This window comes from Bacillus sp. AY18-3, assembly GCF_008042305.1.
Classification (GTDB): domain Bacteria; phylum Bacillota; class Bacilli; order Bacillales; family Bacillaceae_G; genus Bacillus_A; species Bacillus_A wiedmannii.
Window position 1 is genome coordinate 68046 of record NZ_QKQR01000017.1, and the last position, 23728, is coordinate 91773.

At 35.1% G+C, this 23728-nt stretch carries 24 protein-coding genes and 1 riboswitch; of the genes, 20 read left to right on the forward strand and 4 right to left on the reverse strand.

Annotated features, from left to right (window positions below):
• Window positions 1–33: 33 nt before the first annotated feature.
• Window positions 34–741, reverse strand: a complete 708-nt coding sequence (gene deoD, locus DM800_RS17065) for a purine-nucleoside phosphorylase (protein ID WP_000110707.1) — start codon at window positions 739–741, stop codon at window positions 34–36.
• Between the two features lie 175 nt (window positions 742–916).
• Between deoD and DM800_RS17070 the strand changes: the two genes are divergently transcribed.
• A complete protein-coding gene (locus DM800_RS17070) occupies window positions 917–1705 on the forward strand; it encodes a hypothetical protein (RefSeq protein ID WP_137035154.1) in 789 nt (262 codons plus the stop codon).
• Window positions 1706–1709: 4 nt separating this feature from the next.
• Here DM800_RS17070 and mprF read toward each other — a convergent pair whose 3' ends face one another.
• Complete coding sequence (gene mprF / locus DM800_RS17075; protein WP_048541887.1) at window positions 1710–4295, reverse strand: bifunctional lysylphosphatidylglycerol flippase/synthetase MprF; 2586 nt, start codon at window positions 4293–4295, stop codon at window positions 1710–1712.
• A 186-nt stretch (window positions 4296–4481) separates the two neighbouring features.
• Here mprF and DM800_RS17080 point away from each other — a divergent pair, with 186 nt between their 5' ends.
• The 14 genes from DM800_RS17080 to DM800_RS17145 all read left to right on the forward strand — a co-directional run bounded on the left by DM800_RS17080 (window position 4482) and on the right by DM800_RS17145 (window position 17525).
• Entirely contained in the window at window positions 4482–4871 is a 390-nt protein-coding gene (locus tag DM800_RS17080; RefSeq protein WP_000583791.1) for a hypothetical protein, read from the forward strand.
• Window positions 4872–4893: 22 nt separating this feature from the next.
• Window positions 4894–5385, forward strand: coding sequence for a YpuI family protein (locus DM800_RS17085; RefSeq protein ID WP_000067570.1), 492 nt, complete (start codon window positions 4894–4896; stop codon window positions 5383–5385).
• Between the two features lie 105 nt (window positions 5386–5490).
• A complete protein-coding gene (locus DM800_RS17090; protein ID WP_147787245.1) occupies window positions 5491–6405 on the forward strand; it encodes a superoxide dismutase in 915 nt (304 codons plus the stop codon).
• 111 nt (window positions 6406–6516) lie between these two features.
• Window positions 6517–7641 carry a D-alanyl-D-alanine carboxypeptidase DacB gene (dacB, locus tag DM800_RS17095; RefSeq protein WP_116443083.1) on the forward strand — a complete coding sequence of 375 codons (1125 nt, stop codon included), beginning with the start codon at window positions 6517–6519 and terminating at the stop codon, window positions 7639–7641.
• Window positions 7634–8230 carry a spore maturation protein SpmA gene (gene spmA / locus DM800_RS17100; protein WP_000247806.1) on the forward strand — a complete coding sequence of 199 codons (597 nt, stop codon included), beginning with the start codon at window positions 7634–7636 and terminating at the stop codon, window positions 8228–8230. Before dacB ends, spmA begins: the two co-directional genes overlap by 8 nt.
• Window positions 8227–8757 carry a spore maturation protein SpmB gene (gene spmB / locus DM800_RS17105; protein ID WP_000029511.1) on the forward strand — a complete coding sequence of 177 codons (531 nt, stop codon included), beginning with the start codon at window positions 8227–8229 and terminating at the stop codon, window positions 8755–8757. Before spmA ends, spmB begins: the two co-directional genes overlap by 4 nt.
• A gap of 292 nt (window positions 8758–9049) precedes the next feature.
• Window positions 9050–9778: a 23S rRNA pseudouridine(2605) synthase RluB gene (gene rluB, locus DM800_RS17110; protein ID WP_000440552.1), complete on the forward strand. Its 729-nt coding sequence runs from the start codon at window positions 9050–9052 to the stop codon at window positions 9776–9778.
• Between the two features lie 94 nt (window positions 9779–9872).
• Window positions 9873–10394 carry a thiol-disulfide oxidoreductase ResA gene (resA, locus tag DM800_RS17115; RefSeq protein ID WP_147787246.1) on the forward strand — a complete coding sequence of 174 codons (522 nt, stop codon included), beginning with the start codon at window positions 9873–9875 and terminating at the stop codon, window positions 10392–10394.
• A 121-nt stretch (window positions 10395–10515) separates the two neighbouring features.
• Window positions 10516–12141 (forward strand): cytochrome c biogenesis protein ResB, encoded by a 1626-nt coding sequence (gene resB, locus DM800_RS17120; RefSeq protein WP_098047363.1) that lies wholly within the window; start codon window positions 10516–10518, stop codon window positions 12139–12141.
• 14 nt (window positions 12142–12155) lie between these two features.
• Window positions 12156–13313, forward strand: a complete 1158-nt coding sequence (gene resC / locus DM800_RS17125) for a cytochrome c biogenesis protein ResC (protein ID WP_087985530.1) — start codon at window positions 12156–12158, stop codon at window positions 13311–13313.
• 302 nt (window positions 13314–13615) lie between these two features.
• Window positions 13616–14332: a DNA-binding response regulator ResD gene (resD, locus tag DM800_RS17130; protein WP_000426862.1), complete on the forward strand. Its 717-nt coding sequence runs from the start codon at window positions 13616–13618 to the stop codon at window positions 14330–14332.
• Window positions 14332–16107 (forward strand): sensor histidine kinase ResE, encoded by a 1776-nt coding sequence (resE, locus tag DM800_RS17135; protein ID WP_000964666.1) that lies wholly within the window; start codon window positions 14332–14334, stop codon window positions 16105–16107. The genes resD and resE overlap by 1 nt, the downstream gene beginning before the upstream one ends.
• Before the next feature lie 136 nt (window positions 16108–16243).
• A complete protein-coding gene (locus DM800_RS17140; protein WP_147787247.1) occupies window positions 16244–16825 on the forward strand; it encodes a cob(I)yrinic acid a,c-diamide adenosyltransferase in 582 nt (193 codons plus the stop codon).
• Window positions 16826–16910: 85 nt separating this feature from the next.
• A complete protein-coding gene (locus DM800_RS17145) occupies window positions 16911–17525 on the forward strand; it encodes a peptidoglycan DD-metalloendopeptidase family protein (protein ID WP_000866129.1) in 615 nt (204 codons plus the stop codon).
• A 30-nt stretch (window positions 17526–17555) separates the two neighbouring features.
• On the opposite strand, the gene DM800_RS17150 is transcribed toward DM800_RS17145, so the two are convergent.
• On the reverse strand, window positions 17556–18242 hold the full coding sequence (locus tag DM800_RS17150) for a hypothetical protein (RefSeq protein WP_000711800.1): 687 nt from the start codon (window positions 18240–18242) through the stop codon (window positions 17556–17558).
• A gap of 245 nt (window positions 18243–18487) precedes the next feature.
• A riboswitch (FMN riboswitch) is annotated at window positions 18488–18627 on the forward strand.
• A 162-nt stretch (window positions 18628–18789) separates the two neighbouring features.
• On the opposite strand from DM800_RS17150, the gene DM800_RS17155 reads away from it, so the two are divergent.
• Window positions 18790–19368 carry an ECF transporter S component gene (locus tag DM800_RS17155; protein ID WP_000810851.1) on the forward strand — a complete coding sequence of 193 codons (579 nt, stop codon included), beginning with the start codon at window positions 18790–18792 and terminating at the stop codon, window positions 19366–19368.
• Window positions 19369–19491: 123 nt separating this feature from the next.
• Here the strand turns inward: DM800_RS17155 and DM800_RS17160 are convergent, their stop codons facing one another.
• Entirely contained in the window at window positions 19492–19740 is a 249-nt protein-coding gene (locus tag DM800_RS17160) for a ferredoxin (RefSeq protein ID WP_001151994.1), read from the reverse strand.
• A 289-nt stretch (window positions 19741–20029) separates the two neighbouring features.
• Between DM800_RS17160 and DM800_RS17165 the strand changes: the two genes are divergently transcribed.
• From DM800_RS17165 to DM800_RS17180, 4 genes are read left to right on the forward strand one after another with little or no spacing between them, the layout of a single operon-like run.
• Window positions 20030–21091: a YpbB family protein gene (locus tag DM800_RS17165; protein WP_147787248.1), complete on the forward strand. Its 1062-nt coding sequence runs from the start codon at window positions 20030–20032 to the stop codon at window positions 21089–21091.
• Window positions 21081–22610, forward strand: a complete 1530-nt coding sequence (locus tag DM800_RS17170; RefSeq protein ID WP_147787249.1) for a RecQ family ATP-dependent DNA helicase — start codon at window positions 21081–21083, stop codon at window positions 22608–22610. The genes DM800_RS17165 and DM800_RS17170 overlap by 11 nt, the downstream gene beginning before the upstream one ends.
• A complete protein-coding gene (locus DM800_RS17175) occupies window positions 22610–23173 on the forward strand; it encodes a CPBP family intramembrane glutamic endopeptidase (RefSeq protein ID WP_001025770.1) in 564 nt (187 codons plus the stop codon). Before DM800_RS17170 ends, DM800_RS17175 begins: the two co-directional genes overlap by 1 nt.
• Before the next feature lie 22 nt (window positions 23174–23195).
• Window positions 23196–23675 carry a LysM peptidoglycan-binding domain-containing protein gene (locus tag DM800_RS17180; RefSeq protein ID WP_001231546.1) on the forward strand — a complete coding sequence of 160 codons (480 nt, stop codon included), beginning with the start codon at window positions 23196–23198 and terminating at the stop codon, window positions 23673–23675.
• Window positions 23676–23728: the final 53 nt, after the last annotated feature.

The window sequence follows — 23728 nt, forward strand, 5'->3', positions numbered from 1 at the left end:
ACTCGACAGACGTATGACGAGTTCTTTAATGTATTATTGTTGAATTGCTGCATCTAAAGCGATTTCAATCATTTCGTTAAATGTAGTTTGACGCTCTTCAGATGTTGTTTCTTCACCAGTGAAAATGTGATCGCTTACTGTTAATACAGATAACGCATTTACACCGTATTTCGCTGCTAATGTATAAAGAGCAGTTGTTTCCATTTCTACTGCTAGTACACCATAATCTCCAAGTTTTTTAACCATGTCCATGCTTTCGCGGTAAAATACATCTGCTGTTAAAACATTACCAACACGAACGTGTAAGCCTTTTTCAGTTCCAGCATCGTAAGCTTTCTTTAAAAGGTCAAAGTTTGCAGCTGGTGCAAAATCAAAACCTGGGAATGTTAAACGGTTCATATTAGAATCTGTACAAGCTGTCATTGCAATAATAACGTCACGTACTTTTACGTCTTTTTGAATCGCACCGCAAGTTCCAACGCGAATTAAATTTTTAACTCCGTAGCTTTGGATTAATTCGTTTACATAAATAGAAATAGAAGGTACACCCATACCTGTACCTTGAACAGATACGCGTTTTCCTTTATAAGTTCCAGTGAAACCTAACATACCACGCACGTTATTATAGCAAGTAACGTCCTCTAGAAATGTTTCAGCAATATATTTTGCACGTAATGGATCACCAGGTAATAGAATAGATTCAGCAATTTCGCCTTGTTTTGCTTCAATATGTACACTCATGAAAAGTCCTCCTTATAATGTATTGATAGAAATCAATATCATTTGCATTATACACTATCAATCCTTTCAATTAAAATCTTTTAATTATTTGTAATATGTGCAAAGTAGGAGGATTTCATAAATCATAATCTAGAATATATATGTAAGAAGTTTTGTATGAACAGAGACAATAAAAATGGTAGGTGATGTTTTGAAAAATCTTGTCATTGGACTTGTTGCTTTGCTATTTATTGTAGTAGGCGGATTTTACATAAAAAAGTATCAGGAAACTACAGAGACTGTAGGTGATGTTCAGGAAGTAAAATGGGATGTGTCAAATGGAAAAGGAAATGAGAAAGTAGATATTTTGTTTCAATTGCTAAATAATAAAAATAACGAAGTTCGTGGTGTGAATGATCAAATTCGGGCAGTTATTGTAGACGGACAATTAAAACATGTACAACAAATGAAACCTACATTTGCAGGGAATGGATCATATAAGGTATCTTCCAAAATAGCGAAAGATGAAAGGTATACAATATTTTTATATGAAGACAAAAACAAGTCTGTGAAATCATTTGCGAAGAATGATTTTGGGAGAGAAATAGAGGAGAAAAATAAGAAAAAAGTAAAATTTCCAATTGATAGTGTGCTTACAAAAAAAATAGGGGAGTATGAAGTTTCTCTATTATTTGGTGCATTGCATCCGAATGAACCAGCGACGTTAACATTTCAATTCCAAGCGAAAAAGGGTGAGAAATTGAAATTACATTCAGAGAGAGGAGAAGTGGAGGCGCTCTATATCGTGGACGAAACGAGAGAAAACTTTTTATACGCAATACCTGTTGATACAGATGAGCAATTACAATACCGTATTACATTTCCTATAGAAGGAACGTATAAAATATGGGGAGATTTCTATATAAATGGTAAGAAATATGAAAAAGAATTTATTGTACAAGTTCAAAAAAGAAAAAACAGCTAAATGTTTAGCTGTTTTTTCTTTTTCCTATTAATTTTGTTACAGAGAGCATTGTAATTGGTAAAGAATGATTCTTTCTAAATGCTAAATATTTACCGCTCCATGCTGGTTTATATTTTTCTTTAAAATGACGTAGCCCGCTGAAGCTATACGTATAACGAACATTATTAAAGATGGCAGCAGCAACTCGTTCGGACCAAAAAGATTGTGTCGATAAACCTACATTTGAAAGTGGTGCCATACCAATATTAAAGGAGTGGTATTCATTTTCTTTTGCCCACTGGAATAGGTGGATGAAAATTGCATCCATAATGCCGCTAGGTGCATCTGGATAATAGCGCATTAAATCAACAGACAATGATCCGTCTTGATATACGGGCATAAAGGTTGTAAATGCAATGATTTTTCCATCAGCATCACATAATGTAGCGATAGGTGCTCGGCTAATATATTCACGATCAAAGTATCCGAGTGAAAAACCTTTCTCTTTTTTTCCGCCGAGCCACGCATCTGAAACTTTTCTTAACTCTTCAAATAATTCGTTTGAGAATGGTGGCTGATGAATAGAGAATGTATAGCCTTCTCGTTCGAAACGGTTGAAAGTCGCTCGCATACCGGCTCGTTTTTTTCCTGTTATTGTAAATGTGTTCAAATCAACGACAGCTTCTTCACCAAGTTTAAAGAAGTTGTAACCAAAATCATGATATAAACTCATCCATTTACTTTCTATTTGGTAGAATACACAAATGTATCCAAATCGATCAGCCTCAGCTAAAAACTCTTGTAACACAGTACGGTAGGAGGAAGGATCCCCAATTGGATCACCTAGCACAACGAGACGTTTTCCAGTTATAGAGAAGAGAAGGAGCGCTTTCCCATCACTACTGAAGAAAAATTGTTTATCTCCTAAAAATCCTAAATGACTAAGTACATTACCATCATGTTCATCTAAAAAGTTTTGCAACCTTTTATCATTAGCTGGTTGCCCGGGAAATTCATTTCGATAACGATTGGCAATGAGTGAGCCAATCAGTAAAAATGTAGGAACGAAAAAGGCAGCTGCTAATGCACTTCGTTTCACTTGTGTAATATTACGAACGACAAAATCAGGTTTAAAAGCTTCTTTTGCACCTGCAAATAAAATACCTAAGTTTTTATATAAATATAAAGTTATGAGTAAGAATATAAAAACTTTTACCATATCAGAAAGTGAGACTTCCATTTTCTCGCGTACAAATCTTTTACGAAGCATATATAATACAGCGAGTACGATTAATAAAATAAACGTCTCTTCAATATCAATCCCTTTTAGCGTATTAAAGATGGCTGCTCCGATTAAAGAAATAATCGTCATATAGTAAGAACGCTTTGTTCCATAATATATCCCTCGCGAAAGGATCAGGAGGAGAATACCAAATGTTAGTGATAAGCTAAAAGAAAATTGAATAAGATGTTTTGGAGCTAGAATATGTAAGGCGTGTGCTCTGTTTATACTTGTCGGTAGAATGGTCGATAAAATAACCATTAATCCAGCAAATACTGTTAAAGCAGCAGAGGCCCATGAACCTAGTTTTCCTAGAAAATCACGCTGCAAAGTCCATATAACACCAGTTGTTTCTAATGCAGGCGCAATAAAAGGTTTATCTTCAAACTTTTTAATGGCCACGCCTGTCATTTCAAAAGCTGCAAAAATAAGACCAAGGCAGAAAGGTAAAATGTAATAGACGAGGCGATATAATAACATAGCAGGTAGTAATACGCCTGTATCAATGCCGTATTGTCCGAGTCCAGTTAAAAAGACAAGATCAAATGAACCAAGTCCACCAGGAACGAGACTAACAACACCAGCTAAAGCAGCAATTACATACACACCTAAAAACTTTTGAAATTCGATATCGATACCAAATAATATTAGTATGACGTACATAACAATACCGGCAGATACCCACTCAACTAATGAAACTAATGAGTATAAAACAGTTGGATTTTTTTCTTCTTCCCCTTCTTCTTGCCCTTCGGTTTGCTTTGGTTTTCTATTTTTTAGTTTAGAAAAGCCAATGTATATAGGGACGAAAAGGGCGAAGAAAATAAGAACAGGCCATAGCCACGGTTTTTCATGCAAAATAAAACTTGTGTCTAATATTCCAATAAGACCGAGGAAAGAAAGAATTGCGAGTCCGTTAATAAAAGCAGTTGTCATCCAGGCGATACTTTTAATAAGTTTGCCATTTTCTTTTATGTATGGACGATAAAGCATTGTGCGTACACCAGCTCCAACGAGACCACCAAACCCAATAAATCCATTTAAAGTATTAGCAATCCATGAGATACGAAAAATCTTTTGGACTGGTATATCAGCTTTTAAATAACGAAGCATAACATAGTCATAAAAGAACATTGTTGATACGGCAAATGCACCAAGTGTAATTGCTAAAAAGACTCCTCCGGTTGGAATGTTTTTAATTGTATTGATTGCTTCTAAAAAAGAAATGCCTGCTAATTCTTTTTTTGCTTGAAAGAATACAATTGTTAATACAACAAATGGGAAGATAATTTTCCCGATTTGTAAGAAACGTTTCCATGAAAACGACATAAATACAACTCTCCTTGTATAAGAAAACTGAGACAATAATATTATTATGACAAACTTCAAGAAAAATAAAAAGGTAAATTCCTGTATAGAGAAGCTATTTTTTATATGGGTCATATTTAAAAGAGTATTTCGTTTGTCAGAAAATTAAGTTAAAATGAATTGAAAGAAGGAAGAGAGGGGAAGTAGATGATTATAATAGGTTATGCGGGATATGAGTTAGAGAAAGCGAAACCTAATACATCAGAAGATTTCTTTAATAGATCTGAAGTGACATATATATTAAATAATAAAGAGAGAACTTTTTCCGTTTTATACGTTCGATATTTTGAAGAAGTTTTACAAGAAATTACTCCTTTTGAAGGAAATCCAGTATGTAAAGTAGAAGAACAAGACATATATTTACGGGATATTGTAGCGATATGTTGTTTACTGAAAGAGAATGAGCATCGCATGCAAAAACGTTTATATTTAAATAATATAGAAGCATTCCAACAATATTTTGATGAGGAAACAGTGGTGAAAGTACAAGAAATATTAGCTGAATTACATAAAAATAAAAGAGTAGAAATAGCGTGAAATGGCAAAGGAGAGGGAAAAAATGTCTAATCTAATGGTTGAAAATCAAACAGAACAAGTTTCTATGTTTTTAGAAGATGTTATTACTTTAATAACCAATTATGTAAATTATCATACGTTGCCTTCTTTATTAGAAGAAAAACCAGCAGGGAACGAGCAATATTATAAAGGGTTATTAGCATCAATAAGACGTCTTCTCGTTTTTTGTGAAGAAGGACATGATGCATGTTTTGTTTTGTTAAATAGCCAGCCATTTCGAAAAACAGCAGCTGAGAAAATTTTATATAAAATTTATCATCAAGTAATTGCAGAGTTTTTCTCACCAAAGAGTGATCATTGGTATGAAAATAGTCGGTCTGCCTATACAGGGAAAAACTCCATCGTTTTTCAACAAACACCACCAGCATCTATAGAGCAAGTGATGAAGAGTTTAGAAGGGAAATTTCAATTGATGCGTGAAGAACTAGAATATTATGAGACGGATTACCAAACAAAGATGTTACACAAATATTAATTGCGAAAACGAAGCTAAGGGGACTTAGCTTCTTTTCCTTTTGTACAGTTATATAAGGGATTTCCTTTGAATATATTTATGGGGATAGCATTAAGGAGGTGTAACATGAGTCAGCAAGGTGTATTTACAGATTACTTTCATGAAGTAGAAAGCTGGTGTGAAAGTGTTCTTCACGTATTAGATAGCCGTGCAATGGAAGTGTATGATGTCCATATGCTTGCTTATAAAATTCAAACGTTATTAGATCGTATGAAAGAGCATGAGTATGATACAGATGCAGAGTTTATGTATGAAATAAGTGATGATGTAGAACATATTCAGCATCATTTGCAGGAAGTATTCGTGCAAGGAGAAGAGGAATATGAACTATATGAAAGAGGGGATAGTGAACGAGCTGTTCCAATTGGAGGGCATACACTTCCACCATTACCTTATCCGTATAATGCGTTAGAACCGTATATTTCTAGAGAAATTATGATGTTACACCATGATAAACATCATCGCAGTTACGTGGAAGGGTTAAATAAGGCAGAGAAAATGATGGAAGAAGCGAGAAAAACAAATCAATTTGATTTAATTAAGCATTGGGAAAGAGAAGCGGCTTTTCATGGATCAGGTCATTACTTACACACGATATTTTGGAATAACATGAAAAAAGATGGTGGCGGAAGTCCAAGAGGGACTCTGTCACAACAGATTGAACAAGATTTTGGGAGTTTTTTACGTTTTCAAAAACATTTCACAGAAGCAGCTTCTAAAGTGGAAGGATCAGGCTGGGCGCTTCTCGTTTGGGTACCACGATCTGGAAGATTAGAAATTTTGCAGAGTACACTTCATCAATTATTTACACAATGGGATACGATACCGCTCCTCGTGCTAGACGTGTGGGAACATGCGTATTATTTACAATACCAAAATCGAAAAGATGAATATATTAAAAACTGGTGGAATGTTGTAAATTGGCCTGATGTAGAAAAAAGATTTGAAAGTGCGAAACAAATTGAATGGACACCGTATTAGACGCAGGTTCTCTGCGTCTTTTTTATTAGAAGGAGAAAGAGATTTCGTTCATATTTTAAAAGGCCAAGCATACACTTGTACAAAAAGTGCCAAAAGGACGTGGGGGGAAATATGAGACGAATTTGTGTAATAATCACGCTTCTTATTATGTGCGCAAGCGTTATACCAATTCCTACATATGCAAAGATGAACAGTAATGTCAGTGCTCGAAATGCTGTATTAATGGAGCAACAGTCCGGTCGTGTATTATACGGAAAAGCAGAACATGAGCCACAAAAAATTGCTAGTATAACAAAAATTATGACAGCCTTGTTAGCTGCTGAATCAGGAAAAATGAAAGAAATGGTATCGGTTAGTAATGAAGCGGTGAGAGTAGAAGGATCAGCAATTTATTTAAAGCCTGGACAGAAAGTGAAGTTAGAGGATTTAGTATACGGACTCATGCTTAGATCTGGTAATGATGCAGCACAAGTAATTGCTGAAAATGTAGGAGGAAGTATAGAAGGGTTCGTATATTTAATGAATGAAAAGGCGAAACAAATTGGAATGAAAGATACTCACTTTTCAAACCCACATGGTTTGGATGGTGATGGATCCCATTATTCATCAGCCTATGATATGGCACTTTTAACAAAGTATGCAATGGGGAACGAAACCTTTAAGAAGATTTTTGGGACAAAAACGTATAAATCAGATTCGTGGGATTATCCGTGGAAAAACAAACATAAACTCGTGACATCTTATTATGAATTTGCGACAGGAGGAAAAACAGGTTTTACGAAGAAAGCAGGACGGACACTTGTTACAACAGCATCAAAAGATGGACTAGATCTAATTGTCGTAACTTTGAGCGCTTCTAGCGATTGGGATGATCATATGAATTTATTTGATAAAGGTTTTGAACGTTTCAAGCAAACGAACGTTGTAGGACAAGGAGCTCTTGCTGAAATAACTGAAAAGAAATATGCCAATCATGTATATACAAAAAATAGTTTTGCGGTGCCATTAACTGAGCAGGAAAGAAAGAATGTCGTATTAAAAGTTGAACTTGATAAAAGTGCAAAACTTAAAGATGGAGTAAAGGTTGGGAAGACGGAAATTTATGTTGGCAATGAGAAAGTTGGAGAACGGAATTTATTTTATAGTAAACGAAAGTTAGTAGCTACAACGGGAATGTATTGGAATAATGTGAAAGAAATTTTTTCTCATATGATAGGTGTTGGGAGCGATGGTTAATCTCGTATGGGTAGCGATGGCAGTCATAGGGATTGTATATGCCATGATAAATGGAACGATGGAAGCAATAAATAAAGCCGTATTTGACGGAGCAAAAGATGCAGTAACAATTTGTATAGGACTTATTAGTGTATTAGTATTTTGGCTCGGTTTAATGAAAATTGCAGAGGAAGCAGGGTTGTTAAAAAAGTTAGTGTCACTTTTTATGCCGATAGTAAAAAGGTTGTTTCCAGAAATACCGAAAGATCATCCGTCAATGGGATTTATTTTATCGAATATGATGGCGAACTTTTTTGGGTTAGGTAATGCAGCAACCCCTCTTGGTATTAAAGCGATGGAACAATTGAAAGAGTTAAATGGAGGGAAGGATTCGGCGAGCCGTTCTATGGTGACGTTTCTCGCATTAAATACATCAGCGATTACTTTAATTCCTACTACTGTCATTTCGATTCGAATGACGTATGAATCAGCGAATCCTACTGAAATTGTTGGGGTAACATTCATTGCACAAGTACTCTCTATGATCGGAGCGATTTGGATTGACCGCTATTTTTACCGAAGAAGGAGTAGGAAGGGGCGGAAAAAATGAGTATTGTCAATACGATATCATTATGGGTAATCCCTTGTGTAATCGGTTTTATCCTTTTATATGGCACGATAAAGAAAGTGCCGACGTATGAATCGTTCGTTGAGGGGGGAAAAGAAGGGATTCAAATTGCGATCTCTATTTTACCGTTTATGGTTGGAATGCTTGTATCTATTTCGATTTTTCGGGCGTCTGGAGCGTTAGATGCAATGATATCAGTAATGAAGCCGATGTTAGATTTAATTCATGTCCCAGCAGAAATTGTTCCACTAGCACTTATACGCCCTATTTCAGGCTCTGCTGGTTTAAGTATTACGACCGATTTAATTGCCACATATGGGCCAGACTCGTTTATTGGAAGATTGGCTTCTACGATGCAAGGGAGTACAGATACGACTTTTTATATTTTAACAGTATACTTCGGAGCTGTTGGAATTAGAAAAATGGGAGATGCATTAAAAGTAGGACTTTTTGCCGATTTAATCGGGATTATTTGTTCAATTGTGTTTGTTTCTTTAATGTTTAAGTAAGGCGGCTATTCATTTTTTATGCTATTTCGCTTATAATACGTATACGACCACTATTAAGGTGTTGCTTAATAGTGGTTTTTTTATGTGGTATTTTTGACAAAATGATGAACTTTTATTGTGAGCAATATGAAGAATATGGACAATAATAAAAGGTAAAAACATGATTTGCCCTTTATATGTTTATTATCATCGCTATGTTGTTTAAGTAAGATGAAGCGAATGGCCGTCAAGCGTATGCGGTTGCCAAGTCTTTCTAATGTAAGGTAAGATAAATTCGAGGTGAAAAAAAGAAATGGAACGATTACAAAAAGTGATTGCGCAAGCAGGTATTGCATCGAGAAGAAAGGCTGAGGAATTAATTCAGCAAGGAAAAGTAAAAGTGAATGGAAAAATAGTGAAGGAGTTAGGAACGAAAGTAACTCCTCAAGATAAAGTAGAAGTAAATAACATCCCTCTTGAAAAAGAAGAACCTGTTTATTTTTTACTATATAAACCAACTGGCGTAATTTCAAGTGTATCAGATGATAAAGGAAGAAGTGTTGTAACAGACTTTTTCCCTGAAATTAGACAACGTTTATTCCCAATCGGACGCTTAGATTATGATACGTCTGGCGTATTATTGATGACAAATGATGGGGAATTTGCAAATGTATTAATGCATCCAAGATATAAAGTTGAAAAAACGTATGTTGCAAAAATTAAAGGGCCATTAACAGGTGAGAAAATTCGCATGTTAGAACGAGGTGTTGCATTAGAAGATGGGAAAACAGCACCAGCACAAGTGAAAATTATTTCTTGGGACAAGCGTAAAGAGACTGCGATTGTACAATTAACGATTCATGAAGGACGTAATCGTCAAGTACGCCGCATGTTTGAAGCGTTAGATTGTAAAGTAGTGAAACTAAAGCGTGAACGCTACGCCTTTTTAGAAGTGGGTAGCTTGCGACCTGGTGATGCGAGAGAATTGTCACCACATGAGGTGAAACAATTACGTGCATTGGCTTCTACAAAGCCGCGCTAATCGATAGTGTGAAACTTTCACCAGTGGAATGCTCCGCTGGTGATTTATTAAAAAATACATATATTTATCACTCGTCGAAGAGAGGGGAGACAATATGAAAAAAAATCGCTTATTATTTCGCGTTATGATTCTACTCATTTTATGCGGTGCTGTAGGATTTACACTTTATCAAGGATATTTCACTAAAGAAGAGAAAATGCAAATCGGAAAAGAAGCACCTAATTTTGTTGTAACAGATTTAGAAGGAAAGAAAATTGAATTAAAAGATTTAAAGGGAAAAGGTATATTTTTAAACTTTTGGGGCACTTGGTGTAAACCGTGTGAAAAAGAAATGCCTTATATGAACGAATTATATCCAAAGTATAAAGAAAAAGGCGTTGAAATTATTGCGTTAGATGCAGATGAAACGGATATTGCTGTTAAGAATTTTGTGAAACAATACGATCTTAAGTTCCCAGTCGCAATTGATAAAGGTGGAGAAATTATAAAAACGTATGGAGTAATACCGTTACCAACAAGCTTCTTGATTGATAAGGATGGTAAGGTGATTCAAGAGATTAAAGGTGAACAAACGATAGAACAATTGGAAGAGTATTTAAAGAAAATTACTCCGTAATAAAGAAAGCCTTTACATACGAGGCGCTTACCTATAGCGTCTTTGATTTAAAAATTCTGAGTATTGCGGTAACTTGAGGGTAGAATATACAATAGTACATATAGATATAGGGGCGGTGAGAGTGTTGAAAGAAATTAAGTGTGAATGTGGACACGTTAATCCGATAGGAACTGTTTTTTGTGAAGCATGTGGGAAACCATTTGAAAGCAATGAAAATATAAAACTATTGGATATGCGCTATGAGGGGAGTGCTCGGAGATCTCTCACGCAAACAAAAACGATAGTCGATAAAATTTGGAGCTTTTTCTCTTCTGTAAAAGTGGGTGTATGGCTCATTGTAATCACTTTAGCTGCATCAGCGATAGGAACTATTTTTCCACAAGAAATGTACATAACTCCAGGAATTGCACCAGCTGAATATTATAAGCAAGAATACGGATTTTTAGGGCAATTATACTATCAATTAGGATTTAATAATTTATACGGTTCATGGTGGTATATGATTTTAATTGCTTCAATTGGTATTTCACTTGTGATATGTAGCTTAGACCGTGTCATTCCACTTTATAAAGCTTTAAAGAAGCAAGGGGTGAAAAGACACCCTAGCTTTTTAAAGAGACAAAGATTATACGGTACTGGTACACCGCAAGATGGTGATCTTGAAAGAGTGCAAAAGAATTTAAAGAAAAGAAACTATAACGTGAAAGTGGAAGACGGAAATATTTTGGCGGAAAAGGGACGGTTTTCACGCTGGGGTCCATATGTGAATCATATTGGTCTCATTATCTTTTTATTCGGTGCAATGCTCCGTTTTTTACCGAGTATGTACGTAGACGAAGCCCTTTGGTTACGTGACGGTGAAACGAAAGAAATACCAGGAACGGATGGTCAATACTATTTAAAAAACGAGAAATTTATTAAGGAAGTTTATGATAAAAGTAAGGACAAGGAAGTTTTTGATGAAGCGATTGATCGTGTAGGCGATAAAATGATTGCGAAAAACTTCCAAACGAATGCTGTATTATATAAAGCGGTCGGCGAAAATATAGCAGGACAAAAACCGAAATTAGAAAAAGTAAAAGAAGCGGAAATTCGAGTGAATGAACCGCTGAAATTTGATCAATTTGCTATATATCAAGTGGATTACAAAGAAAGTGAATTTAAAAGCATGTCATTCCATTTGCAAAACAAAGAAAATAATCAAAAGTGGGGACCGATCAAAGTTGATTTAACGAATCCTACAGAAAAATTTGATTTAGGAAATGGTTATTCTTTAGAACTATTAAGCTATTTCCCTGACTTTTATTTTGATGAGAGTGGAAGACCAAATACGAAAACGAAATTACCAAACAACCCTGCATTTGTGTTTAAAATGTTTACGCCTGAAACACCAGATGGTGAAGTGAGTTTTGTTGGTATTCAGCAAAATATAGAACCTGATGGAAATAATAAATATAAAATGTCGTTTGCAGGTGTGGAAATGCAAAATGCAACAGCACTTACTGTAAGGAAAGATTTAACGCTTTGGATTCTCGGTATTGGAGGATTTATATTTATGGTTGGTGTCATTCAAGGGATGTATTGGAATCATCGTCGTATTTGGATACAACGCGTTAATGATGAATGGTGGATTGCAGGACACACGAATAAAAATTGGTTCGGTTTAAAGAAAGATATTGAAAGAGTACTAGAAGGTACGGCAATTCCGCAGCCAAGCGATAAAGTAGTGGATAAAAAAATTAGTTAAGGTGGGGAAACGATATGGTGCAAATAAGTAGTAACTTTCTCTTTACCGCATTTATTTTATATTTAATTGCAACTCTATTTTTCGGGGGAGCAATTAAAGAAAAAGGTCATAAATGGGCAAATATAGGAATAACGATTACAATTTTAGGGTTTATTGCACAAACAGTATATTTTGTTACAAGATGGATTGCATCAGGACATGCACCAGTTAGTAACTTTTTTGAATTCGGTACATTTTTCGGCATGATGCTTGTCGGAGCATTTATTGTTATGTATTTTATGTATCGCGTAAGTATAATCGGACTTTTTGCATTACCAGTTGCACTTTTATTAATTGCCTATGCAAGTATGTTTCCGAGGGAAATATCTCCGCTTATTCCTTCTTTAAAAAGTAATTGGTTGCATATTCACGTGACGACTGCAGCAGCAGGACAAGCAATTTTAGCAATTAGTTTTATTACGGGCGTTATGTATTTATTGAAAAATGTAGACCAATCAACGAGAAGCAAACGTACATTTTGGTTAGAAACGGTAGTGTTCACACTTGTTTGTACAGTTGGTTTTATTGGAGTGACAACGTTATTTTCTAGTATGAAATATGAAGCGAAGTTTCAATGGGTTGATAAAAATGAACAACAAGTGGAAATGAAGTACAATCTTCCAGCTTTAGTAGGACCGCACGAAGGAAAGTTATTGACAGAAAATAAATTAGAACCGACAGTTGAAGTTCCAGCGATTGTAAATGCGAAAAAATTAAATACTGTTATTTGGTCAGTGTTAGTTGGGACATTACTTTATATTGTATTAAGACTTGTTTTACGCAAACGAGTATCGGCAGCACTTCAGCCGTTAGTAAAGAATACAAATAGTGATTTACTGGATGAAATCGGATATCGTTCTATTGCAATTGGATTCCCGGTTTTCACATTAGGTGCATTAATTTTTGCCATGATTTGGGCTCAAATAGCGTGGACACGTTTTTGGGGTTGGGATCCAAAAGAGGTTTGGGCGCTTATTACTTGGCTTTTTTATGCGGCGGTATTACATTTACGTTTATCAAAAGGGTGGCACGGAGAGAAGTCAGCGTGGTTAGCGGTAATTGGTTTTGCAATCATTATGTTTAACTTTATTGTAGTAAACTTAATTATCGCGGGTTTACATTCATACGCATAGAGAAATAAAATAGGAGAGTGAATGTCACTTTCCTATTTTATTTTTGTCAACTTTTCTTCTTTTTTGAGAAAAACATGACAAAGTAGCGGTTGATTTTGTAAAATGATGTCGAGGACATTATATCCTGTTCAAAAAAAATACATAGTTTTGGAAAAAAATTGAACAAACTTTATTATTCTTGTGAAGCATAATATGGGAAGTGAAACATTTAGAAGATTGCTTAAATAAACGAGAATAGCGCAACATACTAGTGTAGAAGGGTAGGTGTAAACCGTTGTGGTAAAAGTACGCAACGGGTAGAAATGGAAAATGAATCAAGAATTTTAATTGTAGACGATGAGGATCGTATTCGTCGTTTGTTGAAAATGTATTTAGAAAGAGAACAATACACAATTGAAGAAGCGGACAATGGTGATACAGCTTTAGAAATGGCGTTACAAAATGATTACGATTTAATCCTATTAGATCTTATGATGCCAGGTAAAGATGGTATTGAAGTGTGTAAAGGGGTTCGTGAGAAGAAAGCGACGCCGATTATTATGTTGACAGCGAAGGGTGAAGAAGTAAACCGAGTACAAGGGTTTGAGGTAGGAACTGATGATTATATTGTGAAACCATTTAGCCCACGTGAAGTAGTGCTTCGTGTGAAAGCGGTCTTACGCCGTTCTGTACCAACAACGTTCTTTACACAAGATACAACGACAAAAGATGTTACTGTGTTCCCTCATTTAACAATTGATAATGATGCACACCGTGTTACAGCAGATGGTAATGAAGTAAACTTAACACCGAAAGAGTACGAATTACTATTATTCTTAGCGAAAGCGCCTGATAAGGTATTTGATCGTGAGCAATTGTTAAAAGAAGTATGGCAATATGAATTCTTCGGAGATTTACGTACAGTTGATACGCATGTAAAGCGTTTACGTGAGAAGTTAAGCAAAAAATCACCAGATGCTGCGAAGATGATTGTTACCGTTTGGGGCGTAGGTTACAAATTTGAGGTTGTGAACGACTGATGCTTTGGAGAAGTGTAGTAGGGAAGTTATGGATGACCATATTGCTTCTCGTTTCGTTTGTGCTCGGATTTGTTGCGATTTTACTTTCACAGTTTTTTAGAACATATTATGTTGATATGAGTGAAGCTAGGCTTCAAAAAGTTGCAACAAGTGTTTCAGAGTTAATTGAAGAAGGTGCCGATGTAAAAACGATTGAGAATATCGCGTACAAATTCTCTGATCCACTTTCAAGGATCATTATTGTAGAAGATGGTAAAGAAATATCTTCTTCGCCGAAACAAGAAGGATTAGTCACTCTTACAATGGATGATTTGAAAGAAGACAAAGAATTAGCGGCTGTTTTTACAGACAAAAAAGAAATTAAGAATAACATTAGAAAAGCCTCTAATAGTAGAAAGAATAAAAACACTGAAAATGATATTATGATTGTCGGAAAACCAGTGCATTCAAAAAATCAAAGTGCAGTGTTCGTATACGAATCTTTACAAGTACCGATACAAGGTATGGAGAGAACGACTGATTTTATATTCTTATCAGCAGGGATTGCGATTATATTAACAACGTTCTTTGCATTCTTCTTATCTACTCGAATTACAGCACCACTCCGTAAAATGCGTGAGGTTGCTTTTGAGGTCGCGCGTGGGAAGTTTGATGCGAAAGCACCTATGGTATCTCAGGATGAGATTGGTGAGCTTGCAACGGCCTTAAATCAAATGGGGAAACAGTTGAAGTTTAATATGAATGCCCTGCAGCAAGAAAAAGAACAGTTAGCTAGTATTTTAAGTAGTATGGCAGATGGGGTTATTACGTTAAATCAAGAAGGTGAAGTCGTTGTAATTAATCCGCCGGCTGAACATTTCTTACAAGTTTGGCAAGAGGAAAAGGAAGTAGAGCTCAGTAAAAAACTACCTTCTGAACTTGTTGAACTATTCCATCTCGTTGTAGAAAGTGAACAACAACAAGTGGTTGAAATTAATTTACAAAAAGGGAACTATGTAGTTCTTATGACGCCGCTTTACAACCAAACGAAAATTCGTGGCGCTGTAGCTGTACTACGTGATATGACGGAAGAACGCCGTCTTGAGAAGATGCGTCAAGACTTTATTGCGAACGTATCACATGAACTTCGTACACCGATGGTAATGCTTCAAGGGTATAGTGAAGCGATTTTAGATGATATTGTGCAAACGAAAGAAGAAATTAATGAGTTTGTTCAAATTATTTATGATGAATCCGTTCGTTTAGGTAAACTTGTAAATGAACTATTAGATTTAGCGCGTATGGAAAGTGGTAATGTAGAGTTACATATAGGTGAAGTTGATATTCATCCTTTCGTTGAAAAAATAGGTCGTAAATTCCAAGGAATTGCAAAGGATAAAGAAGTCGCATTAACGGTTGATTTCCAGAATCCAATTGAACAATACCCGTTTGATGCAGATCGTATGGAACAAGTATTGACGAATTTAATTGATAACGCAATTCGTCATACGAATGCAGGCGGACATGTAACGCTTGTAATTAATACGAAAAATAATGGTCTTACTTTTGAAGTACAAGATTCGGGCGCTGGTATTCCAGAAGAAGATATTCCATTTTTATTTGATCGTTTCTACAAAGCTGATAAAGCAAGAACACGTGGGAAAAAAGGTGGAACGGGGCTCGGGCTTGCGATTGCAAAAAATATTGTGCAAGGCCATGATGGTAAAATTGCTGTTTCAAGTGTTGTTGGAGAGGGAACTACATTCTCTGTATATTTACCGAATCGTATAATTTAGATATACGTTTTTAAAGTTGATAATGAATAAAGTTCTACTGTTTTTTATTTTTTTGTAAAATCAATTAAATAAATAATAGTAGAACTTTTTTCTATCTTATTCGAATGAAGAATAGCAAGAGGGGTGTCGTGAAGCGATGAAATTATATACGAAAACAGGAGATAAAGGGACAACAAGTGTAATAGGCGGCAGAGTGGATAAAGATAATATCCGAGTTGAAGCATATGGCACGATAGATGAGGCGAATTCTCATATTGGATATGCAATGACTAAGCTACAAGGCGGATCTTTTGGGGATATTTACAATGAACTTGAAAATATTCAACATGAACTATTTGATTGCGGGGGAGACTTGGCGATAGTAGAGGGGAAAATTCCTTATAAAGTAACGGTTGAAATGGTTGAAAGCTTAGAAAGAGGGATTGATTCGTATATAGAAGAAGCACCGCCGTTAGAGCGTTTTATTTTACCAGGTGGAAGCGAAGCGGCAGCTGCTATTCATATTGCACGTACAGTTGTAAGGCGAGCAGAACGATGTGTAGTGTCCTTGCAAAAAGAAGGGAAAATAAATGAAGTTGTTCTAAAGTATGTAAATAGATTATCTGATTATTTGTTTGCGGTAGCTAGAGTAATAAACGCTCGATTACAAGTAAAAGATGTGGAGTATAATCGCAGTGCAATCGTTTTTCGTGATAAAAACGAGAAGGAAGTGGAGTGATTCACTTTCTTTTTTTGTATACTTTTTTCTGTAATATACCAAAATAAGAGAAGGTATGGTGTTAATTAGAAAACGGAGGATGTATATGAAAGTGTTAAAATGTGGCGTCATGTTATTGACGGTATTGTTTTTATCTCAATTACATGTGTACGCAGAGGGAAATCAATGGACATGGCCTGTTGAAGGGCAGATAAGTGATTATTTTGGGACAAGGCATGGAAAACACTACGGTATAGATATAGCAGCACCGATTGGCACGCCTGTGGCAGCTATTCAAGAAGGTAAGGTAACAAAGTCTTATTATTCAAGTAGTTATGGAAACGTTGTATTTATTAAACATGGAGAATATGAGGCTGTGTATGCGCATTTAAATAAGAGATATGTAGTTCAAGGGGATTATATTTCAAAAGGAGAAATAATTGGAGAAGTAGGAAATACAGGAGAATCGAGAGGTGCACACTTACATTTAGAAGTTCATCAAGGAAGATGGACGATGGCGAAAAAGAATGCGATGAATCCATTGCTAGTTCTAAATGAACAGAGAAATGAAGTTGTTTCCTCATCCTTATATGTCGTCCAAAAAGGGGACACTTTAGTTAGTATTGCACGGAAATTTAGTATGTCAGTTAAGGAAGTTAAAGATAAAAATGGACTGCAGCAAGATCGGATTTATCCAAATCAACAATTATACGTAAAGTAAAAAAAGAGCTAGTTAAACTAGCTCTTTTTTTTACCAAAAAATAAAGACACATATAAATCCAGAAATAGCTAAGTAGCTATATAAGTAAAATACTTTCGTTCTTGTTTTTTCGTTCGTTCGAAATAGTACAATAGTCGGTTCAATTAAACCGATTGTCAAACAAAGTAAACCAAGAAGCATACAACCGATTGAAATGGAGTACAGGGCGATTTGTGGTGCTTGAAATGGAATCATCCATTTTAATAAAAATGCAATAAGTGCAGTGTAGCAAATGCTGCCGATGTATTTATTCAACGGTGCATTAGAACGGAACCCTGGAAGTTTTTTTAAGAAAGAACGGGAAACAACTTCAGTTTGTAAAGATGTGTGCTCTTCAATTATTTTTTGAGCTTCTTTTCCTTTTTGAAAAAGGGATAATATCCAGTTTCGCTCACCTTGAAAAATAAATTGAGAAGTTGTCAAATAATGATCCACCTTCACTTTATTCCAACTTTTCCATGGGTGACGCTCACACAGTTTTAATTTACTCTCTGTTTTTTTATCATACTGATAAATACTGATGCCATCTTCATCGAAAGCAGCATAGTATGTCTCGCTTGAGAATGTGCCTAAATCAATTGGACAGTAGAAAAGTAATTCTTTTTTTAAGTAAAAGTATTCTTTTCTTAAGTTTTTTTTCATTGCTTCTCGAATAGAGTGTCTCTTTTCTTTTTTCATGACATTTCCTCCATAATCCAGAAAATGTTCTTATCTTAACAATTCAACATCTTATCACTTTTCATTATATATGACTAGGGGATTCATAGGGGAAATGCCGAATACTAAAAAATCTGGGGTGTATTGTAAAATATAGTGATTGGTTTTAATTATATAAAATTAATAACTTATTTTTAATAAGTTACACTTTTTTTGTTCACAATACGATTATGTTGTTGTATAATAAAGTGGAAAATAGAATATCGGTCTATCTTCGGGGCAGGGTGAAAATCCCGACCGGCGGTGATGAACTATATGTGATTTTGTTCTAAGCCCGCGAGCCGTTAAGGCAGGATTTGGTGTGATTCCAAAGCCGACAGTATAGTCTGGATGGGAGAAGATGGAGGTTCAAGCGTTCAAAAAAGATATGGATTTGAACGTCTGTTTGATGTGCCTTAAATTCTCCCTTTGTGTAAAACACAAAGGGTTTTTTCGTTCTATGAAAAAGTAGGCATAGCAGAACCTTTCCACTTTCCATGAGAAGATCGATGGAAAAGGAGAGAGAAAGATGAAACAAAAAAACAGTGTAGTGCAGATGGTGAGTGTAGCGATGCTAAGTAGTATTGCATATTTACTGATGATGTTGGATTTCCCGTTTCCAGGGCTTCCGCCATTTTTAAAAATTGATTTTAGTGATGTACCAGCTCTAATTGCAGCAATTATTTTCGGGCCAGTTGCAGGGATAATTGTAGAGGCGATAAAGAATATTTTACATTACGGAATTCAAGGGAGTTTAACGGGAGTGCCAGTTGGAGAAATTGCTAACTTTATTGCAGGATGTTTATTTATTGGACCGGCAGCTTTCTTATTTAGAAAGTATCGTACTGTTAAGAGTTTAACGACAGGATTAATGCTAGGGACAATTACAATGGCGCTCATTATGAGTGTATTAAATTACATCATTATATTCCCGGCTTACACTTGGTTTTTAAATTCACCAGCTATGTCTAGCGAGGCTATAAGAACAACGGTTGTAACGGCAATCTTACCATTTAATTTGATTAAAGGAATTGTTGTGACAATTGTATTTGTAGCGTTATTCTCACGCCTGAAAGTATGGGTGTTTGCAAAAATGAAAAATGCATAAAATATAAAATAAAACCATTAGTAGTATGGAACTACTAGTGGTTTTTTATTAAGTAGAATGAAAATAGAAAACAAAAAATATCCCTCATATGAATGAGGGATATTTTTTGAAGTTAATAAAAGACTATTCGAATTTTAAAGAGTCGCCATCAAATGATTCATCAGCAACTTTAATTGAGTCAGTTGGACAACCTTCGAATGCATCCATCATATCTTCAATTAATACATCTGGAATTTCAACGATACCTTGGTTATCGTCTAACGTTACAAATGCAATACCTTCATCATCATAATCATAAATGTCTGGTGCAGCAGCGCCGCAAGCACCACATGCGATACAAGTATCTTTATCAACGATTGTATATTTTGCCATCTTTTTTCCCTCCTGATAATATGTATGTGAAAAGCTCGCCATAAAAATTATAACCTTATTGTAAAACGGTTTTTAAAACTTTTCAACATAAAATTATAATGATAATCCTTATCAATTAGAGTGTCAACTAATTTTTACATTATGTCATAAGATTTTCAAAATACGTAAATGTTATTTCGTTTGGTACAATATACTATATACAAGTACATAGTGCCGATATGATAAGTTTAATGAGTAAGTGCAATCATACTAAAAAGTAATTAAGCTAGATTGAAAGGTGGAAGCGGTAATGCAACTACAATATACTTTATTGTATTGTTTAAAACAATTGAATGGTGAAAGGACCGTTTCTTCTATTTATTATTTATTAAAAGGAAAACGATCTTCGCAAACGTTACAAGATGGAAACATGTTCCGAATTTCATTTTTGTTTGGAATATATAAATCGTTAAATAGAACAGACTATGATCGTGAAGTTGCAAAGTTGTTGCAAGCAGATTTGATTCGAGAAATACATGAAAATACATATTTGTTAACACCTAAAGGTAAAATGCAGTTACATACATGGGAGGAAGTGTATGCTTTTCCCGCGCATCTACATAGTTTACACTATGGTGAATTAGGTGAAACATTTTGGAAACGTTTATCATTAATTATTCAAACTATATCTAATTTACAACAGAATAATACGAAATTTATTCCCATTCAACAAGATACAGAAATAATGATGTGGGTAAAACGCTTTTTAACAGGTATACCATATAGGCGAAGTGAATTGGCTAAAAGATTATGGAAAGAAATACATAATCTTTTAGGAAAAGGTGATGTAGTAGAAGCGACGATTGTAACATATAGATTAACAGGATATGAACGTATCGGTTGTACATTGCAGCAATTAGCGGAAATTACGAAACAAGATATATTCCGGGTGTATTTTTTATTTTGGGGTACGATTCACTTCTTTATACAAGAAGTTCACGATAAAGAAAATGAATTTCCGCTATTGGCTGAGATTATCTCTTATCCAAATGAGAGAGCTGAATTATTTAGTTTATCAACGAAAAAAACATATAATTTTTGGAGACAAGGACGCTCTTTAGATGAAATAGCGACAATTAGAAATTTAAAGGTTGCAACGATAGAAGATCATTTTGTTGAAATTGCTTTGCGGGAAAAAGAGTTTTCAATCGAGATGTTTATGGAAAAAGACAAAATAGATAAAGTAACAAAAGTAATTGAGGCATTACAAACACGTAAGTTGCGTGAGTTGAAACAAGCGGTTGGAGAGGGTATCTCTTATTTTGAAGTTCGTCTTGTATTGGCGCGGATGGAGGGTATAAATGAAGCTTGAGGAATATTTATATAGATGGTTTGGATATTCTGAATTTCGTACAGGGCAAAAAGGGGTAATTACAGATTTATTAGAAGGAAAAGATGTTATAGCAATGCTCCCGACTGGAAGAGGGAAGTCTATGTGCTATCAACTTCCAGGGCTAATGCAAGAAGGAACCGTGCTTGTTGTATCACCATTATTATCTTTGATGGAAGATCAAGTTACACAATTAAAGTATGTTGTGAAAAACCGAGTAATAGCATTTAATAGTTTTCGGACATTACATGAAAAAAGAGAAGCGATGAAAAAATTAGCTTCATATAAATTTATTTTTGTTTCACCAGAGATGTTGCAGTCGGAAGTGTTAATAAGAGAATTGAAGAAAGTTCATATTTCATTATTTGTTGTGGATGAGGCTCATTGTATTTCACAATGGGGTTATGATTTTAGGCCAGACTATAAAAAACTAAATGTAGTCATTGAAAATATCGGGTCTCCTACGGTGCTAGCATTAACGGCAACAGCGACAAAAGATGTACTCCGAGATATAGCAGAGAGTTTAGATTTGAAGAAAGTGACGCAGCATGTATACTCTATTGATCGTCCAAATATTGCGATGGAAGTACAATTTGTGGAGACGATAGAAGAGAAGAAAGAAGCGCTTTTGAACCAGGTGATGTATTTACAAGGGCCAGGGATTGTATATTGTTCAAGCAGAGCGTGGACAGAACGTTTAACGGAGTATTTAAGAGGAAAAGGCGTGACTGGTGTCGCTTTTTATCATGGTGGTATGGAACATGAAGAGCGTATGTTAATTCAACAGCAGTTTATGAATGACCAGTTGCAGCTTGTAATATGTACAAGTGCTTTTGGTATGGGAGTAAATAAGTCGAATACGAGCTATATTATTCATTTTCATTATCCGACTAATATAGCTTCCTATTTACAAGAAATCGGAAGAGCTGGAAGAGATGGTGAACCAAGTATAGCTATCTTACTATGTAGTCCGTTAGATCACGATTTACCAATTTCGATAATTGAAGATGAATTGCCAAGTCAGTCGCAAATACAATTTTTATTCTCTTTACTACAAGAAAGAATGTTTCAAACGAAAGAATTACCAATAGAAGAGGTAGAAGAAATTTGTTATAATGCAGCAAGATTTAGTGAACAATATTGGCGTTTCATTCGCTATCATCTTGAACAGCTTGGAATCATACAACAGCGAAAATTAAAATTAGAGAGCTTGTCAGATGAAATTATGAACAGATTAATAGCTGAAGTAGAAATAAGGCTACGTAATAAATATAGTGAGCTAGAAAACATGAAATCGTGGATACAAGTGAAAGAATGTAGGCGTGAATATTTGTTACAACAGTTCGGTTATAGAAAAGAGAACGAGTTGAAAAATTGCTGTGACTATTGTGGTATTACAAAAACAGATTATAAAAAAAGACAAGCGCAACAATCGGATTTCGACTATAATTGGGAAACAGAGTTACAAAAGCTTTTCGGTCTAGAAAAGATGGGGGAATGATGAACATTCAAAGGCATAATATTGAAGATATGAGTCCGAAAGAAATAAGGCTGAATCTGTATATCACACAGTTCATTATTATCGGTATCGGTTGTTTACTAGCATATGTATTATTCCGAGATATAAAATCGGTGTATAGTCTGTGGAAGTGGGAACCGGTGTCTATACTTATAATAGGTGGCTTGTTGGCGATTGGTATTGTGTTATTAGATTATGTTGCAATGCGAGTATTTCCAGAGTCTTGGTTTGATGATGGTGGTATTAACGATAAGATGTTTCAAGGAATGTCAGTTATGCACCTACTCGTTATTACGTTCATTATCGGCTTTGCAGAAGAATTTTTATTTAGAGGTGTAGTGCAGACGCACTTTGGAATTGTAATAGCGAGTTTAGTATTTGCAGTGTTACATATTCGGTATATAACAAAGCCATTTTTGTTTTGTTTCGTCTGTTTCATTAGTTTTGTCTTTGGTTATGTGTTTGAATGGACAGGAAATTTGTTTATAACAATCTTTGCACACTTTCTTGTTGATTTTATAATGGGACTCCAATTAAGAAAATAAATGGAAGGTGGTGGTGAACAACATGAGAAAACGAATTCCTGATTTCGAAGAGGAATTAGAAGTTGAGCGAGTGGAAGAAAAAGAAAGTTTACCGCCGCGTAGTGAAATTCATAGAAATAAAGAGAAAAAAGAAAAGTTTAAAATGAATCATATTTTCGTCCGAGTTTTAACATTTCTATTCATATTACTACCAATTAGTATCTTATGGTATACAGATAAATATATTCAGGTGAAAAGTGATGGTAATAACGCTGGGAAAAGTGCGTTTGAGGTCATTTTCTTTGATTCAGCTAAATCTGAGTCTGAGGCAACATCTGAGAAAGTAGTAACGCATACGGTAAAAGAAGGAGAAACTTTAGAAAGTATAGCGAAGCAATATTTTTCAGATGAAACTGGGATTGAAGTGATTAAAAAGTATAATGATTTACAAGAAGATGAAGTGAATGTAGGTCAAGAAATAAAAATTCCGATAAAAGATAAGTCCGCAAAACAGGATAGCTAGTAACATACCTACTATAAAAACTGAGGATTATCTTTATGCGGAAGGGAGTGAAA